This window comes from Peptoniphilus asaccharolyticus DSM 20463 (genome assembly GCF_900176115.1).
GTDB lineage: Bacteria > Bacillota > Clostridia > Tissierellales > Peptoniphilaceae > Peptoniphilus > Peptoniphilus asaccharolyticus.
This window is the reverse complement of record NZ_FWWR01000008.1, coordinates 1-17,043: the sequence shown is the minus strand read 5'-3', so window position 1 is coordinate 17,043 and position 17,043 is coordinate 1. Positions and strand designations below refer to the sequence as shown.

The window sequence follows — 17,043 nt, the reverse complement described above, 5'->3', positions numbered from 1 at the left end:
AAATTGATAGAGATTAGAATACCTAAAGAGATTACTAGTTATAAGGAAAAGTTAGTTTTTGGACTTACTGTTAGACAGTTTATAACAACTACTATAGCACTTGCTATTAACATACCTTTGTATATTTACGGAAGAGATTATATAGGCGACGAAGCTATGAGTTGGATTATTATTCTTACTACTTTGCCCTTAGCAAGTATTGGATTTTTTAAATATAACGGGATGACTTTTGAAAAGTTTTTATATGTTCTTTTTCAATATATGGTTTATCCGCAAAAAAGAACTTATCAAATTAAGAGCTTTTGGGTAACTTTTGATACTAATTATGAAAAATTAATGAATATGGCTTATGAAATTGACAATGGGAAAAGAGAATATAGAAAAAGGGTTAAATCGGAAAAAAAGAAGAAAAGTTAAGAGTAAAAGAAGAACGTAAGAGACTAAAGACAGATAAAAAAGCCATGAAAGATTTAGGAATTATGAGCAAAAAACAAAACAAGAATAAGTTTAAATCAGAAGAATTGGAAAAGAAAAAGACTAATTTAAAAAAACAAAAAATAAAGAATTGAACTCAAGGTTCAACTTGAACCTTGAATAATAAAAAAGAATATAAGACAGTATGATATAATATAAATGAGGACATACAGATGGTCGCCTAATAAATATATTAGGAGGATTGACTATGAGTGATTATGAAATTCTATCAATAATAATAGAATTGGCAACACTAATAGTCATCATCTTAACACTGAATAAAAATAAGTAGTTAAATGAAAAACCACCTGTATCGCTATTACGGGTGGTTTAAATAAAAACAACTTTGCAAGGCGACCGTCTTTAACGGTGTCCTCTTTAAATAGAATATATCATAAGATTTAGAATAAATCAATTGAGATGATATAATATAAATGAGGACATACAGATGGTTGCACTCTCTATAAAGGGGGTGGTGCTATGAGTACATTTGAAGTTTTATCTTTAATGATAGCTTTTGGCACACTTATAACCCTTATCGTGAAAAAAGATAAGTAAGATGTAAGCAAAAAAGCCAGCTGTATCGACAGTACACTGGCTTTTTAGAAGTTAAACTATTGGCGACCGTCTTAAACGGTGTCCTCTTTAAGTAGAATATATCATAAGATTTAAAATAAATCAATTTAACTGTCTTTCTATAAATATGAAAGGCAGTTTTTTTATACAGAAAAGGAGGTAATTTAATGGGATTTTCATCTATTTTAAAGGGTGGAGAAATAAAAAATTCAAATAAAAATAAAAATCAAAGTAAAGACAAGGGATATAAGAATGAAATTTCAAAGTCAGTACAACAAACACTACCTTATGTTCAAGCTTTTGAAGATGGTATTTTTGAAACAAGAAAAGGATATTACACAAAAGTTGTTAAATTTGAGGATATAAACTATCAAATCGCAAGGCAAGACATGCAAGAAAATTTCTTTTTAGATTATTGTTCTTTTCTAAATTCAATGGATAGTAATTTAGATTATCAAATTACAATAATGAATACATCTATTGCTCAAGATGAGTTAGAAAGTGATATTTTAATTGATACTGATAAAAATGATAATTTTAACGAGTTTAGAGAAGAATACAATGGAATGCTACTAAGACAAATTGCTGAAGGTAGAAACGACATTAGAAAAGAGAAATATATAACATTTGGATGTTATGCAAATAATAAAAAGGATGCTAATGCTACTTTAAACAGAGTTGAACAAGAAATATCACAAAATTTTAAGAAATTAGGAAGTAAAGTAAAGAGTGTTACATTAAAAGAAAGATTGAATATATATCATAAGTTCTATAGAGGAACTGGGAAGATGAGTGAAGACTTTAGAGAAAATGCCAAGTTTGGACTTGTTACAAAAGACTTAATAGCTCCTGATAGTTTTGAGTTTAAAAGGGATTATATGATGATAGGAGATCAATATGCCAGAGCTTTATTTTTATCAGACCTAGGAAGTTTTTTATCGGATCGTATTCTTACAGAACTTACTGAATTTCCATTTAATATGAGTCTTAGTATTAACATTAAAACTTTTGAACCTCATAAAGCGCTAAGGCTTATTAATAAACAAATAACAGGTATGGAAGCTAACAAAATTGACTATCAAAAGAGAAGTATTAAAAATGGATATTTTGATGCTTTTATTCCGCATGAATTAAGAGATAAGCTGGATGAAGCTCTTAATTTAAGAACTGACATCACTAATAATAATCAGAAATTAATAACTACAAGTATAATTATAGTTCACAAAGCTGATACTTTAGAGCAACTGAATATAGATACAGAAGAAATAGCATCAGCTGCTAGGAAAAATATGTGCAATATTAGGAAATTAAACTATCAGCAAGAAGATGGTTTAGCAGCGGCTTTACCTTTTGGAAATAATAGATTTTATAAAACTCTTCAAAGAACACTTACAACTGAATCTACAGCAGTATTTATGCCATTCACATCACAAGAAGTTTATCAAAAAAATGGTATGTATTACGGATTAAATACAGTAAGTGGAAATTTAATAATGCTAAATAGAAAGAATCTTAAAAATGACAATGGATTTATATTAGGAACTCCTGGTAGTGGTAAGTCGTTTAGTGCGAAAAGGGAAATGGTGAATATATTATTAAATACTGATGATGAGGTTTTAATAATAGATCCGGAACGTGAATATACAAAGCTAGTTGAAAATTTTGAAGGACAAGTAATAAAAATTTCAGCAGGTTCATCTCATTATATAAATCCTCTTGATATGTCAGAAGAATATGCGGACGATGAGGATCCTCTTGTTCTAAAAGCAGACTTTATATTATCACTTTGTGAAGTAATCATAGGAGGAAGAACAGGATTAAATCCTACTCAAAAATCAATTATTGATAGATGTTTAAAGTTAATTTATCAAGATTATCTTCAAAGTGGATTTGATGAGGAATATTTACCTACGTTAAAGGATTTTCACAAGGCAGTTAAGAAACAGCCGGAATTTGAAGCAAAAGATATTGCAACAGCTTTAGAATTATATGCTTTAGGTTCACAAGGAGTTTTTGCTAATAAGACTAATGTAGATGTTAATAATAGGCTAGTGTGCTATGACATAAAGGATTTAGGGAAGAATTTAAAGACTATGGGGATGCTTATAGTTCTTGATGCTATTTGGAATAGAGTAACAACAAATAGAGATAAAGGTAAAAGAACATGGATCTATATGGATGAGATTTATTTACTTTTTAGCAATGAGTATTCAGCACAATTTTTGTACGAACTTTTTAAAAGAGCGAGAAAATGGGGAGCAATTCCGACAGGTATAACTCAAAATATTGAAGATTTATTAAAGAGTGATACAGCAAGAAGTATGCTTGCTAACAGTGAATTTATCCAACTTTTAAATCAAGCACCACTTGACAGAGCTGAATTAGCAACTATTTTAAATCTTTCAGATACTCAACTTAGCTATGTTACTAATGCTAACTCAGGAGAAGGATTATTAGTAGCTTCTAGTGATTGTATTCCTTTCACAGATAAATTCCCGATTGATACTAAGCTATATAAAATGATGACTACTAAAGTTGAAGAAATATAGGTAAAGGAGGGAAGTTATGGATTTAGTGGGAAAAGAAGTATTAACACAAAGATTGGGAGATAAATTATATTCTTTATATCCTGTCAAAGTTATTCAAAATAGCAGAGATTTAGAACAATTTAAAGTAAATGATGAAAATCATATTATTAAAAATGATCATGGACTAAGAAATAGAGGTAAGTCAGTTTTTTTAACTGAAGAAGAAGTTAGAAAAACTATATGGTATGGACTCAATAAATTAAAAGAGTTAGATACAGAAAATTATTCTGCTATTTTTGTAAATTTTAATAATGAATTAAATAAAGTCAATATTCAAAAAGCCGAAATTAGAGATGAAGATAATGATAAAAAGGTAGTTGTTCCTGCATTTTATAATCAAGAATTCAAATTAACTTTTGAACAATATAAAAAGTATAATGAAGAACATTCTACAAGTAAGATATTTAGGGATGTGGAAGAAGTTCAAAATAGTGTTCTAGAATTTTTTAGAAAAAAGAGTCTTATTTATGAAGTTGAGAAAAATATTGGATTAAAAGTAGATGAATTAAAAGTTGGAGATCATATAAATACTGATTGCGGATTATGTAGTGTTTTGAAAATAGATAAAGAAAATAATGACTATTTACTTCACCATGGAGAAGAGTTTATTAAAGCTCACAAGCTTTATACAGAGGGTGAAAAATTTAAGTGGGCATATGGAAGTTATTCTAATAATATTGAGGATTTAATCTTTGATATGTCTAAAGGTTCAAGCACGATAATAAATATAGCTGAAAATAACTATGAAGAATATATTAAAGGAATTTTTGCTGTAGAAAGAGGGCTGGACGATACTCAAGCATCTAGAGCTTTTCAAAAGTATTATGAAATTGATGAGGTTATATTGAATGATAATTTAAATAAAATGATTGATGAAATAGTATATTCTACAGAAAAAGAAATGAATAAAGACTATTGGATTATTAAATATCAAGAAGGACATGACCTTATCAATAAAGATTATTCAGGGAAAATAGTAGATAAAGAACTAGTAAAAGAATTAAAACGTTTAGATGAGTATATAAGAACACACAACAAAACTGTTGGGGAAGATGAATATGGACAAATGACAGATGATTGGAAAGGCTATTGTAAGTTCTATTTTGATCATATTGTAGATGGTAAAGTAGAAGAACACTTCAGAATGGATATCGGTGATGGAAACAAAGTTAATAATCCATATTTTGAAAAATTACTAGAAAAAAATCATGAAAATATAGATATTCAAAATGTAAAAAATAATTTAATTGATAAGTTTTCTATGGAGAGATAAAAATAATTAATTTAATTTGAAGCTTGAAAAACAAATAATAAAAGACAGTATTATATAATACAAATATATATCATAAGATTTAAAATAAATCAATTGAGATGATATAATATAAATGAGGACATACAGATGGTTGCCCAATTTTTAAATTGGGAGGTGTATGATGAGTGATTATGAAATCTTATCTTTGATGGTAAAGATTGCAGCACTTATTGTAGCCATCCTAACGCTTATTAAAAAGAATTAGGACATAAAAAAAGAACCTACCTGTATTAGCCCTATAGAGTAGGTTCAAGTAACTATTCAAGGGTAGCCGTCGCTTGTACTGTAAAGTATAAACGGTGTCCTCTTTAAATAAAATATATCATAAGGTTTAAAATAAATCAATTTAACTGTCTTTCTATAAATATGAAAGGCAGTTTTTTTATATAGACGAATTGTCAAATCAAATGCAACACCTATGGTAAGAGACCAAAAAGTTCTTCTTTAGGTGTTTTATATTTTATACATTTTCTAGGTCTATTATTCATTAAACTTAAGTTATAATTTAATTCATCAATATTCACTTCTGATAAATCCATACCCTTAGGATAAAACTCCCTCAAAAGTCCGTTACTATTTTCATTTGTACCTTTTTGCCATGCACAATAGGGATCACAAAAATAAGTTTTGCATCCTAATTCTTTTTCTATTTTCTCAAATTCTGAAAATTCTTTACCTCTATCAAAGGTTATTGTTTTTACTAATTCTTTTGGATAATCTTTTAATGCATTTATTATTGCTGGTGTTACGCTTTCCGACTTTCTATTTTCAACTAGGATTGCTATATAATATCTAGATTTTCTTTCTGCTAAAGTTACGAAACAACATCTACTTTTCCTTTTATGATCTAATCTGCCTGATTCCACTGTATCTGCTTCCCAGTGGCCTAATTCTTGCCTTCTGTATATCTCTTTAGGTCTTTTCTTAATTGTTCTACCTTTATCATTGAATTTTCCTCTTTTTTCTGCTGGCCTTTTAAATTTAGCTTTTCTTCTCAAATTTTTCATACTAGTTTTTGGCAGCTTTTTGGCGTGTATCATTCTATATATCGTTGATGTAGATGGTAATTCATGAATCTCATTTGTGTTTCTATTTGATATTTGTTCAGGGGACCAATGTTCGTTAATCTTTACAGTTAAATAATCAATAACATCTTTAGAAAATTTACTTTTTCTATGGCAGTCTTTTCTTCTATCAATATATTTATCATTTGCCTTTATCGGAAAGTACTTAGTGTAACTTCCCCTACTAACTTTTATCTTAGATGAATTTCTTTTAATTTCTCTAGATATTGTACTAGGTGACCTTTTAAGTGCTTGTGCAATTTTCCTTATACTCATTCCTAAATTTAAAAATTGGTAAATACAAGATCTTTCTTCTATGGTAAGATGGTTATAGCTCATAGTTAATCACTCCTTTTAATATGTTTTGTTTGGTCACTTACATATTAACACAGCTGATTAGCTATGAGTTTATTTATGTTGCACTTGTTATGATAAATTATCTATAGAAAAATGGAGGTGAAGTTTTGAATAAAGAAGATAAAAAAATTTTATCTCAAAATAAGGGAAAGGTAAGTTTTGATAGGAAGATTTCTAACAAGGTTGGTATTAATGAAAAGTTAACGTCTAAAATTAACCTTAATAACAGAGAAAGCAATGTTCAAGAGAATAAGAAACAAGAAGAGATAAAAAATAAAGTTGAAGAAAAGAATATTCTAGAGAAAAGTATAGAAGCTGAGAAAAAACGACTTTACGATAAAAAAATAGAAGAGGAAAAAGCTTATCAAAATAAAAAAGCTGAAGATGAAAGAAAGTTTTTAGATCGACAGAGACAAGAAAAAAGGAAAGCTGAATATGAAAAGCAAAGAGAAACCTCTAGAAAAGAATATGATAAGAAAAGAAATGAGGTTTTTGGGAAAAAGGAATATTCATCTGATCCTTCAAATAAACTTGAAAAGAGTTTAATAAATAAAAGTAAAGAAAGTATTAAAGAAAATACTTTGAAAAAATCAACAGTATCAAAATCTAAAGAAGGTAATTTTAGTAAAAATATTTCATCAAAAATAAATAAAGCTGATAAATTTTCAAAAAATAATATTCTAATTACTAGTGGTCTTGTTAAAGGCAAACCAATCAAGGCTAAAATTATAAAGGATGCTCAAAATAAAGAGAATTTTAAAAGAATCAATGAAAAACTGTATAGAGAAAATAAAAAAATTCGCGAAGCAGAGATTCTAAATGAAATCAAAAAGAAAGAAGATTTAAAAAAATATGAATCTGAAAGAAGAAATATTCATAGAGAAAATATTAAAAAATCAGATACAGAAACTAAATTTAGTAAAAAAATAAATTCTAAAATAGAAGATAAAAGTTTTAATGCAAGAAAAATTCAATCTAAAATTGCACAAAATAACAGTAAATCTAATGTAAATAAAAACTTAAAAGAACTATTTTTGAAAAAGAAATTAATAGACAAGCAATTAAATAAAAATGAAAATACAAGCTTCTCTAAAAATTTTAATAATGAATATATCGGGAATGTACCTGAAGGAAGTAAACTTTCTAAAATAGGTAAGATGGGATATTTAAAGCTAAAAGATAGAGCTTTAGGTCAAATTGATGAAGACAACAATACTGTAGATAGCGGAATAAAAGCAACCTTATATAATGCAAAAAAAATAAAAGCATTTAGTAAAAAAAGTAAGGTAACTGCTAGATCTATAAAAAGTCTTATAAAAACTAATGGCATAAAGAATAAAGGTAAGCTTATTTTTGCAGGGTCTATAAATAGAATTAAAACAGGGGCAATAAATAAGAAAAGACAATTAGGTGAAGGTGCAAGAGACTATTTAGCTAATGGAGATCAAACAATAGATTCAGGTACAAAATCAGTTGTAAATGCCTATGAAAAACAAAGAGATATAAGGCTTGCTAGAAAGTATTTAACAAGTAAAGATAAAAAAAGTGCTGAAAATAAAATAAAGAGTAGAGTATTTAATACTAAAGACAAAATATCAAATAAGAGATTAAATACAAGAAAAATTCAATCTAAAAATGTACAAAATAAAATAATAGAGAAAAATTTAGAAAATTTACAAAAAGATAACCTAATTCGCAAGGAAAAAGTTAAGTGGTTTAGAAGCAATCGAGAAGGGAAGACTTTAAAAAATTATTTTAAAAATTCTGCTTCAAAAGTAAGTACGTTTTTCAAAGATATCTCTATAGGAATAAAAAATTTCTTTATTAGTTCTGGAGGAGCTAAGGGAGCTGTTATAGCTATATTGCTAATAATACTTTTAAGCATTCTGGGACTTGCTAGTTTGGGCGGTGGAGGCACAACTGCTACTTCATCAATTATTTTAATTGATGACAATCAATTACAAACTTATATAGATGCATATAAAGAAGTTAAATCTCAAAAAGATCAAGAAATTACAGATTTATATAATAATGCTAAGGCAAGCTATGATGATGTTGTTTTGGTTGGAGTAAATCCAGGAGGATATGCAGATATAAATTTTAAAGAGTTTATGGCAATTATGGCTGTTAAACTTCAACAAGAATTCCATTTAGATGCATCAGATCAGTTAAATCTAAACTATGACATGTCTAATATAGATTTATCTAAAGTATCACCTAAGATGGGGAACTTTTTAAAGACTGCTCTTTCCATGTCGGGGAAACCTTATGTATTAGGGACAAGTGGACCTAATAGTGCAGATTGTTCTGGGCTTGTAATGTATTCTGGATGGCAATCAGGGTTGCTTCCTAAGGGTTATAGAACAAACGTAGCTGGAATAGCTAGCGACAGAAAGCATTTTATTCCCATTTCTAAAAGCGAACTGAGACCAGGAGATTTATGTATAAGAATGGGAACAGGAAAGACCAACCATGTGGATATTTATACAGGAGATGGAAAGACTTTTGGGGCTAGAAGTCCTAGTAGGGGAATTAGAGACGGTATTTTATATTCGGATAATTCGGAATGGAGGTATTCAGGATATTACAGAATAATAGATCCTTCTGTAAATGTATCGGATATGGGCAGCTCAGGTAGAGAAATTTCATCTAAAGAAAATAGCGGACAAGGAGCAGGGAAAAAGATAACTGTGGAAGCTACAGCTTATACACCTAGTCCAGGAGAAAATGGTGGATCTAATTTAACAGCCAATGGAAATAAATTAGAAGCATATAAATATATAGCGGTTGATCCTAAAGTTATTCCTTTAGGAACAAAAATATACATTCCATTTTTTAAAGATTATCCCAACAAAGGCGTATTTATAGCTGATGACACTGGAGGAGCAATCAAAGGAAATAGGATTGATGTTCTCCTAGCAAATTCAAAAGAGGCTAATAGATTTGGTAGAAGAAACATTGATATCTATGTAGATGGCAAAGCAGGAATAAGCGGAGTATATAGTCAAAGAGAAGTTAAAAAGGGCAATAAAGAACTTGAGTATATGAAAGAGCTTTTAGAAATGATGTTATCTTATAGAACTGAAGAAAGCACATATTATGTTAGTGAAGTAAGGTATGGTCAAAGAGGCGAGAGATATACAGTTCAAGTACCGAAAAGACGTCTAACTATAATAGGTGAAACAAAATATTACAATGATTTAAAGAATGAGCTAAATAGAAGCAAGTTTAAAGAATGGTTAAAAAATGGAGTAATTTATGGAGAAAAGGAATTTAAAGATGATCTTGAATGGATTGATAATTTACTTGAAGTAGATTCTATTCAAGAACAAGCTAATAGATTAGGCATTAACTTGCCTGATGGAAGCGGGGAATTTTCAGAGCTTACTGGAGGTTTTACAGGAACTCCTGGGGCAAGCTTAACTGCTGAACAAATTGCAAAATTTGGTGGAAAAATGATAAGCCCTAATGGCAGCAGAAATCCTAGAATTTCTTCAAAATATGGATATAGAATTCACCCAGTGTATGGAACTAAAAAATTTCATACAGGAATAGATATTCCAGGAGCAAATGGAAGTCCTATATATTCAGCTAAGGCAGGAACGGTTATTTTTGCAGGAACAAAAGGGAATGGTTATGGAAATTATGTAGTAGTTGACCATGGGAATGGAATAACTACGTTATACGCCCATTGTAGCAACGTTAATGTACGCATAGGAGATAGAGTACAAGCAGGAGATAATATAGCTAATATAGGCTCAACTGGAGTCTCTACAGGTCCACATATTCACTTTGAAGTTAGAATAAATGGGAAACATACAGATCCTACGCAGTTTTTATAAAAATAGTATCTGAAAAGTTGAAAATTAAATAATAAAAGACAGTATGATATAATGTAAATGAGGACATACAGATGGTCGCCTAATAAACATATTAGGAGGAATGGCTATGAGTGATTATGAAATTCTATCAATAATAATAGAGTTTACAACACTAGTAGTCATCATCTTAACACTTAATAAAAATAAGTAGTTAAATGAAAAAACCACCTGTATCGCAACTACGGGTGGTTTTAATAATAATCATCTATAGGGCGACCGTCTTAAACGGTGTCCTCTTTAAGTAGAATATATCATAAGATTTAAAATAAATCAATTTAACTGTCTTTCTATAAATATGAAAGACAGTTTTTTTATACAGAAAAGGGGAAAATTAATGAATAAAAATTTAGTAAAAGTAACTTTAGCATTAACAATTATTGGAAGTTTAGGGTTTGAAACAGGAGTTTATGCGACAAGTTTCGAAAGTGAAGGAACGAAAGTAACAGTTGAACAAGGTAAACCTCTAGTCATAGAACATAATGGAGAAAAGAAAGTTTTTAATAATGGTCAGAGTACAAATTATGACCCAAATATAAAAGCTCATACAGACGGAGCATACTCTGTTGAATATACAGATAAAGGACAAGTAATAAAGACTGATGTGGGAACAGTAGAGCTTGACAATAATGGTAGTTATAGGGTTAAAGATTCTACTGGGAAAATTACTGAAGAAAAAAATTCCACTGATAAAAAGAATCTTAACTCAAATACTGAAGATCAAATATTAAAAGAAGTAAGAGAAGTTAAGAAGATAGTTAAGGATAAACCTAAAATAATAGAAAAGCCAGTTATTGTAGAGAAGTCAGTAAATAATGTACAAGAAGCAGAAACAATAGAAGAAAATACTGAAGATTCATTAGCTATGGGGACAATTAGCTTTATAGCAAAAGTTCCTGAAGGTTTTAATAGAGATATTACTGTTAAATTTAATGGTGATAAATATGAAGACTCTGTTATTTTAAACAAACAGAACAATTATTATTTTTCAAAACCACTACCTATAGGAACTTATAGTGTAGTAGAGATTAAAACAGAAAAAAATGATGATTTGATTAAGTATGATGCAAATGTATTAAATGTTTATGCTGATCAAGATACTAAAAAGAACATAACAGTTGAATTACCTAAATCTTCGCTAGAAGAGACTTTAAAAAAAGATAGTGAGGTAAATCAAACTAAAAAAGAAAAAAATAAAAAGGGAATAATTTTTCCGGTTATAGTTGTAGCTATTATTGGAGGATGTGGGTTCTTTATATATAAAAATAAAGACAAACTTCTTTATAAAGATCAATTCTAAGGTGAGACTATGAATAAATTGATTGAACAAAGGAATAAATTAGAAAATCAAATTAATTCTTTAGAATTAAAAAAACAAAGATTAAGTGATGAAATTCAGAGAAAAAAAGATAGTTTAGAAAAAATAAAAATGCAGATTAAAGTTGATGAATACGAAAAAATCTTAAGAAAAGCTAATGAACAAGGAATAGATCTCCAGGAATTATTAGGAGATAACAAAGAAGAAAAAGAAAATGAGGTGAACTTATGAAACTTGTTATAGCAGAAAAACCAAGTGTAGCAAAAGATATAGCTAGAGAATTAAGAGCTAGTAAAAAAGAATTATCCTACTATGTAGGAGATGACTATATAGTAACGTGGGCTATAGGACATTTGGTTTCTTTAGCCAACCCTTATGAATATGATGAGAAATATAAAAAATGGAGTTTCGATCATTTACCAATTTTACCAAAAGAATTTAAAAAAACAATAAATAGTAAAACAAAAGTACAATTTAATGTAATCAAAGAGCTTATATTAAATACTAATGTAAATGAAATTATTTGTGCAACTGATGCAGGGCGTGAGGGTCAACTTATTTTTTCATATATTTATGACATGATAGGAACGAACATTCCAGTAAAAAGATTATGGATAAGCTCTTTAACTTCAGCGTCTATTACAAATGGGTTTAATAATCTAAAAGATAATAGAGAATTTGATAATTTAAAATTATCTGCTGAAGCAAGAGCTGAAACAGATTGGTTATATGGAATGAATTATACCGAATTATATTCATTAAGGCATGGAACAACACTAAGAGTAGGGCGTGTTCAAACTCCAACACTTAATTTAATAGTAAAAAGAGATGATGAAATTAAGAATTTTAAACCAGAAAATTATTATGAGCTAATAGCTAATTATGATGGATTAGACACAAAGCTTTATATTAATGAAGAAAGCAAGTTTAAGGATAAAGAAAATTTAGAAAGTTTATTAAATAAAGTTAGTCCATTTGGTAAAGTTACAAAAAGAGATGACATTACTTCTAAAAAAATCCACCTCTACTTTATGATTTAACTTCTCTACAAAGAGATGCTAATGATATTTATGGGTTTACTGCATCTAAGACTTTAGATATTTTGCAAGGACTGTATGAGAGTAAAAAAATTGTAACATATCCTCGTACAGATTCAAGATATTTAACTGATGATATGCAAGATGTAGCTAAATTAATTACAACATACATTAAAGAAAATTATGCTGAAGGTTCGAAATTTGCAGAAGATAATTTGAATAGAGGTATGAATTTTAAAAATACTATAAATAATGATAAAGTATCTGACCACCACGCAATAATTCCAACTGAAAATATAGTTAATATTAATAATATAGAATTAACTAATGATGAAAATTCTTTGTTAAAACTTATAATTGTAAGATTTTTAGTTGCTTTTTCTGAACCTCAAACTTTATCTAAAACAAGTATTGAAATTTTAAATGAAGGATTAGTTTTTAAAAGGAATATCACAAGCATAGTTGATGATGGTTTTAATATTATTCTTAAAGAGCTATTAAATGCAAAAAATGATAGCGAATATACAGAAATACCTTCAAGTATATTTGAAGGTAATAATGTAAGACTTTTGGAAAAGAAAATAGAAGAAAAAGTTACTACTCCTAAAAAATACTATACTGAAAGTTCTTTGTTATCTGTTATGGAAAATATTTCAAAAGTTGTAGAAAATGAAGAATTAAAAGCTTATGTCAAAGAAAGAGGATTAGGTACTCCTGCAACTAGAGCAAATATTATAGAAAATTTAATAAAAAATAATTATGTTACAAGGAAAAATAAATTCCTTCACCCAACAGAATTAGGTAAAAAGTTGATTCAAAATGTATCTGAAGAAATAAAATCTCCAGAATTAACAGCAAAAATGGAAGAAAAATTAAAAGAGATAGAAGATGGAAAACTAAATAAACAAGATTTTATAAATGATGTTAAAAATAAAATCACAAAACTTACTTCTAGTAATGCTGAAAAAGCTGAAAATTTTAATGGATAATTTATCATAACAAGTGCAACATAAATAAACTCATAGCTAATCAGCTGTGTTAATATGTAAGTGACCAAACAAAACATATTAAAAGGAGTGATTAACTATGAGCTATAACCATCTTACCATAGAAGAAAGATCTTGTATTTACCAATTTTTAAATTTAGGAATGAGTATAAGGAAAATTGCACAAGCACTTAAAAGGTCACCTAGTACAATATCTAGAGAAATTAAAAGAAATTCATCTAAGATAAAAGTTAGTAGGGGAAGTTACACTAAGTACTTTCCGATAAAGGCAAATGATAAATATATTGATAGAAGAAAAGACTGCCATAGAAAAAGTAAATTTTCTAAAGATGTTATTGATTATTTAACTGTAAAGATTAACGAACATTGGTCCCCTGAACAAATATCAAATAGAAACACAAATGAGATTCATGAATTACCATCTACATCAACGATATATAGAATGATACACGCCAAAAAGCTGCCAAAAACTAGTATGAAAAATTTGAGAAGAAAAGCTAAATTTAAAAGGCCAGCAGAAAAAAGAGGAAAATTCAATGATAAAGGTAGAACAATTAAGAAAAGACCTAAAGAGATATACAGAAGGCAAGAATTAGGCCACTGGGAAGCAGATACAGTGGAATCAGGCAGATTAGATCATAAAAGGAAAAGTAGATGTTGTTTCGTAACTTTAGCAGAAAGAAAATCTAGATATTATATAGCAATCCTAGTTGAAAATAGAAAGTCGGAAAGCGTAACACCAGCAATAATAAATGCATTAAAAGATTATCCAAAAGAATTAGTAAAAACAATAACCTTTGATAGAGGTAAAGAATTTTCAGAATTTGAGAAAATAGAAAAAGAATTAGGATGCAAAACTTATTTTTGTGATCCCTATTGTGCATGGCAAAAAGGTACAAATGAAAATAGTAACGGACTTTTGAGGGAGTTTTATCCTAAGGGTATGGATTTATCAGAAGTGAATATTGATGAATTAAATTATAACTTAAGTTTAATGAATAATAGACCTAGAAAATGTATAAAATATAAAACACCTAAAGAAGAACTTTTTGGTCTCTTACCATAGGTGTTGCATTTGATTTGACAATTCGTCAATGCAAAAAAGGAAAGTATAGGTAAATGTCCTGTTTGTGGGGCTGATGTTTATGAAGCTAAAAAATCTTACTATTGCAGTAACTATAATAGTGAAGAAAAATGTCCATTTGTCATATGGAAAAATGATAAATTCTTTGAAAGGTATGGCAAAAAAATCAATTTGAGTACAGCTAAAAAAATATTAAAGAATAAAGAAGTAACTTTTAATGACCTGGTTTCTAAAAAAGGAACTAATTATTCAGGGATTTTTTTCATAAAAAATACTATGCCTAGAGTAGAGTGGGGCTTTCGGTTTCCTGAAAGATAATCTTGATTTTAAAAAGATATCTATAGTAGATTTTTGCAATAAACAAGGGATTGAGTTGGTAGGTAACAGAAGGTGGAGATCTTTAAAACAACACAATTCTCTTGTAATAGATAGTTACAAGAATGAGTTTTATTGGAATTCTAGAGGGGAAAATGGAGATATTATAAATTTCATTATGGCTCTTTATAATGTTGATTTTAAGCATGCAAAAAGCATTTTAAACAATACTTCTAATACTTTTGTTCCTGCTTCTAAAGAATATAAAGAAGATACAAGTAACAATTTTAAGTTTAATGAAAATGAATTTATTGAACCAACATATGTATTTGATTACTTAATAAACAAAAGGAAACTAAATATGTCTACAGTGAATATATTTTATACAGAAGGTCTGCTTAAACAGGACGCTCATATGAATTGTTGTTTCATCTTTAAGGATTATATTAAAGATGAAGTAGTAGGAATCGAAAGGAAAGGTATAGGGGATAAACGCTATATTAACATCTCACAAAAAAATAACCTAGGTTTTGGATTTATACCAGGTAATATTGATAGAATTTATTCTATTTATCTTTTTGAATCTGCTATAGATTTAATGAGTTTTTATGAGTTTATGAATGTCAAAGAAGATTCTGTTCTTATTTCTATGGCAGGTTTAAAAGAGATTTGTTTATATGAGAATTTACTTAAATATAAAGATATCAGAAATATATACTTCTGCGTTGATAATGATAATGCAGGAAAAATTTTTAATGAAAAAGTCAAAAATAAATATAAAAATTATAATTGTATAGAAATATTTCCTAAAAATAAAGATTTTAACGAAGATTTAATAAAAATGAAGCTATAATCCGCTTTCTAAGAGTCTAAAAATTTTTGACAATACTAAACTATGACTTAAATTAAGCAATTAAGAGCGGATTATACGCTCAAAAAATAGTATATGGAGGAAAAATGAACAATAAAAAATATCTTGTCCCTAAAGAAATTTTTAATGAAAAATATAAAGATTTATATGTTAATTCTAAGTTGATCTACATAATTTTGTACAACTTAACTAATCGGGGAAAAATTAAAATAAATTTTGGGTTAAATGATGTCCAAAAATATATAAAGTGTAGCAATATGACCGCAACAAAAACTTTATTAGAGTTAGAAAAGAGAAATTTAATAAAAAGAGAAAAAGTGAAAATAGGGGAAGCTTTACAAATAACACTGTTAGATTTATAAATAAAGAAAGGATTTTAAATATGATATGTAATACAGGAAGTAAAATAGTTGATGCTTTACAAAAATTAAATATTACGGGTAATGTAATTCCCGTGCGTTGGTATAAAACTGTTATAAGAGAAAATGGTAAACCTCATCACCCAGCTATAGCCGTTTTAGGAGAAGTTGTATATTGGTATAGACCTCAAGAAATTGTAAATGATGCTACAGGAAAAATAATAGGTTATAGAAAGAAATTTAAGATGGAATTACTTCAAAAAAATTATCAGGAGCTTTCAGAAAAACTCAATTTAACAAAAAGAGAAGTTCAATCTGCTATAGTATTTTTAGAAAAAATAGGTGTACTTTCAAGGGTTTTTAAAACTATTACTACTAAAACATATACTAAAATACCAAATGTATTATATTTAGATATGAGCGTTACTAAATTAATAGAGCTAACTTATGCTGAAGAAGATCATGCTAAAATAGAAGCTTCTTTATATATAGTAGATCATACATTAGAATGTAACACCTATAATGCTAATGATATTCAAGATGTTGAAGATATTAATAGTACTGAAAATGAGGTATTACATCAAAACGTAACACCATCTTACACTGAAATGTATGATACCCCTACACCAAAATGTAATACAAATACAAAGAATACTACAAAGAGTTCTACAGAGATTATTTTTAAGGAGGAATATCCATCTAATCCTATCCATCTATTTTTTAAAGTCAAAAGTCATATAAAAGAAAAAATTGACTATGAACTATTAGTTACGAATAGACCTTATGATTTAAAATTAATTAAT

General features: G+C 28.2%; 15 protein-coding genes. 14 read left to right on the top strand and 1 reads right to left on the bottom strand.

What is annotated here, in order from left to right; genetic code table 11:
* Positions 1–3: 3 nt before the first annotated feature.
* The 5 genes from B8869_RS00335 (at position 4) to B8869_RS12355 (ending at position 5,155) form a co-directional block, all read left to right on the top strand.
* Positions 4–417 carry a PrgI family protein gene (locus tag B8869_RS00335; RefSeq protein WP_084229761.1) on the top strand — a complete coding sequence of 138 codons (414 nt, stop codon included), beginning with the start codon at positions 4–6 and terminating at the stop codon, positions 415–417.
* Positions 418–954: 537 nt separating this feature from the next.
* Complete coding sequence (locus B8869_RS12360) at positions 955–1,032, top strand: putative holin-like toxin (protein ID WP_412458514.1); 78 nt, start codon at positions 955–957, stop codon at positions 1,030–1,032.
* Between the two features lie 185 nt (positions 1,033–1,217).
* Positions 1,218–3,599, top strand: a complete 2,382-nt coding sequence (locus B8869_RS00330; RefSeq protein WP_084229760.1) for a VirB4-like conjugal transfer ATPase, CD1110 family — start codon at positions 1,218–1,220, stop codon at positions 3,597–3,599.
* A 16-nt stretch (positions 3,600–3,615) separates the two neighbouring features.
* On the top strand, positions 3,616–4,911 hold the full coding sequence (locus B8869_RS00325; RefSeq protein WP_084229759.1) for a hypothetical protein: 1,296 nt from the start codon (positions 3,616–3,618) through the stop codon (positions 4,909–4,911).
* A gap of 157 nt (positions 4,912–5,068) precedes the next feature.
* A complete protein-coding gene (locus B8869_RS12355) occupies positions 5,069–5,155 on the top strand; it encodes a putative holin-like toxin (RefSeq protein WP_412458513.1) in 87 nt (28 codons plus the stop codon).
* 211 nt (positions 5,156–5,366) lie between these two features.
* On the opposite strand, the gene B8869_RS00320 is transcribed toward B8869_RS12355, so the two are convergent.
* Positions 5,367–6,353 (bottom strand): IS30 family transposase, encoded by a 987-nt coding sequence (locus B8869_RS00320; protein ID WP_084229742.1) that lies wholly within the window; start codon positions 6,351–6,353, stop codon positions 5,367–5,369.
* 125 nt (positions 6,354–6,478) lie between these two features.
* Here B8869_RS00320 and B8869_RS12275 point away from each other — a divergent pair, with 125 nt between their 5' ends.
* From B8869_RS12275 to B8869_RS00275, 9 genes are all read left to right on the top strand, one after another.
* Complete coding sequence (locus B8869_RS12275; protein ID WP_084229758.1) at positions 6,479–10,213, top strand: peptidoglycan DD-metalloendopeptidase family protein; 3,735 nt, start codon at positions 6,479–6,481, stop codon at positions 10,211–10,213.
* 373 nt (positions 10,214–10,586) lie between these two features.
* Complete coding sequence (locus tag B8869_RS00310) at positions 10,587–11,549, top strand: hypothetical protein (protein ID WP_084229757.1); 963 nt, start codon at positions 10,587–10,589, stop codon at positions 11,547–11,549.
* A 9-nt stretch (positions 11,550–11,558) separates the two neighbouring features.
* Positions 11,559–11,798, top strand: a complete 240-nt coding sequence (locus tag B8869_RS00305) for a hypothetical protein (RefSeq protein ID WP_084229756.1) — start codon at positions 11,559–11,561, stop codon at positions 11,796–11,798.
* Entirely contained in the window at positions 11,795–12,607 is an 813-nt protein-coding gene (locus B8869_RS12170) for a DNA topoisomerase (protein WP_084229755.1), read from the top strand. The genes B8869_RS00305 and B8869_RS12170 overlap by 4 nt, the downstream gene beginning before the upstream one ends.
* A gap of 26 nt (positions 12,608–12,633) precedes the next feature.
* Positions 12,634–13,593 (top strand): DNA topoisomerase, encoded by a 960-nt coding sequence (locus B8869_RS12165; RefSeq protein ID WP_268802051.1) that lies wholly within the window; start codon positions 12,634–12,636, stop codon positions 13,591–13,593.
* A 97-nt stretch (positions 13,594–13,690) separates the two neighbouring features.
* Positions 13,691–14,677, top strand: a complete 987-nt coding sequence (locus tag B8869_RS00290; RefSeq protein WP_084229742.1) for an IS30 family transposase — start codon at positions 13,691–13,693, stop codon at positions 14,675–14,677.
* A gap of 391 nt (positions 14,678–15,068) precedes the next feature.
* Positions 15,069–15,863, top strand: a complete 795-nt coding sequence (locus tag B8869_RS00285; protein ID WP_084229753.1) for a toprim domain-containing protein — start codon at positions 15,069–15,071, stop codon at positions 15,861–15,863.
* Between the two features lie 104 nt (positions 15,864–15,967).
* Positions 15,968–16,243 carry a MarR family transcriptional regulator gene (locus tag B8869_RS00280; protein WP_084229752.1) on the top strand — a complete coding sequence of 92 codons (276 nt, stop codon included), beginning with the start codon at positions 15,968–15,970 and terminating at the stop codon, positions 16,241–16,243.
* Positions 16,244–16,263: 20 nt separating this feature from the next.
* Positions 16,264–17,043, top strand: a 780-nt coding sequence (locus B8869_RS00275) for a hypothetical protein (RefSeq protein ID WP_084229751.1), incomplete at its 3' end; no start/stop codon positions are given.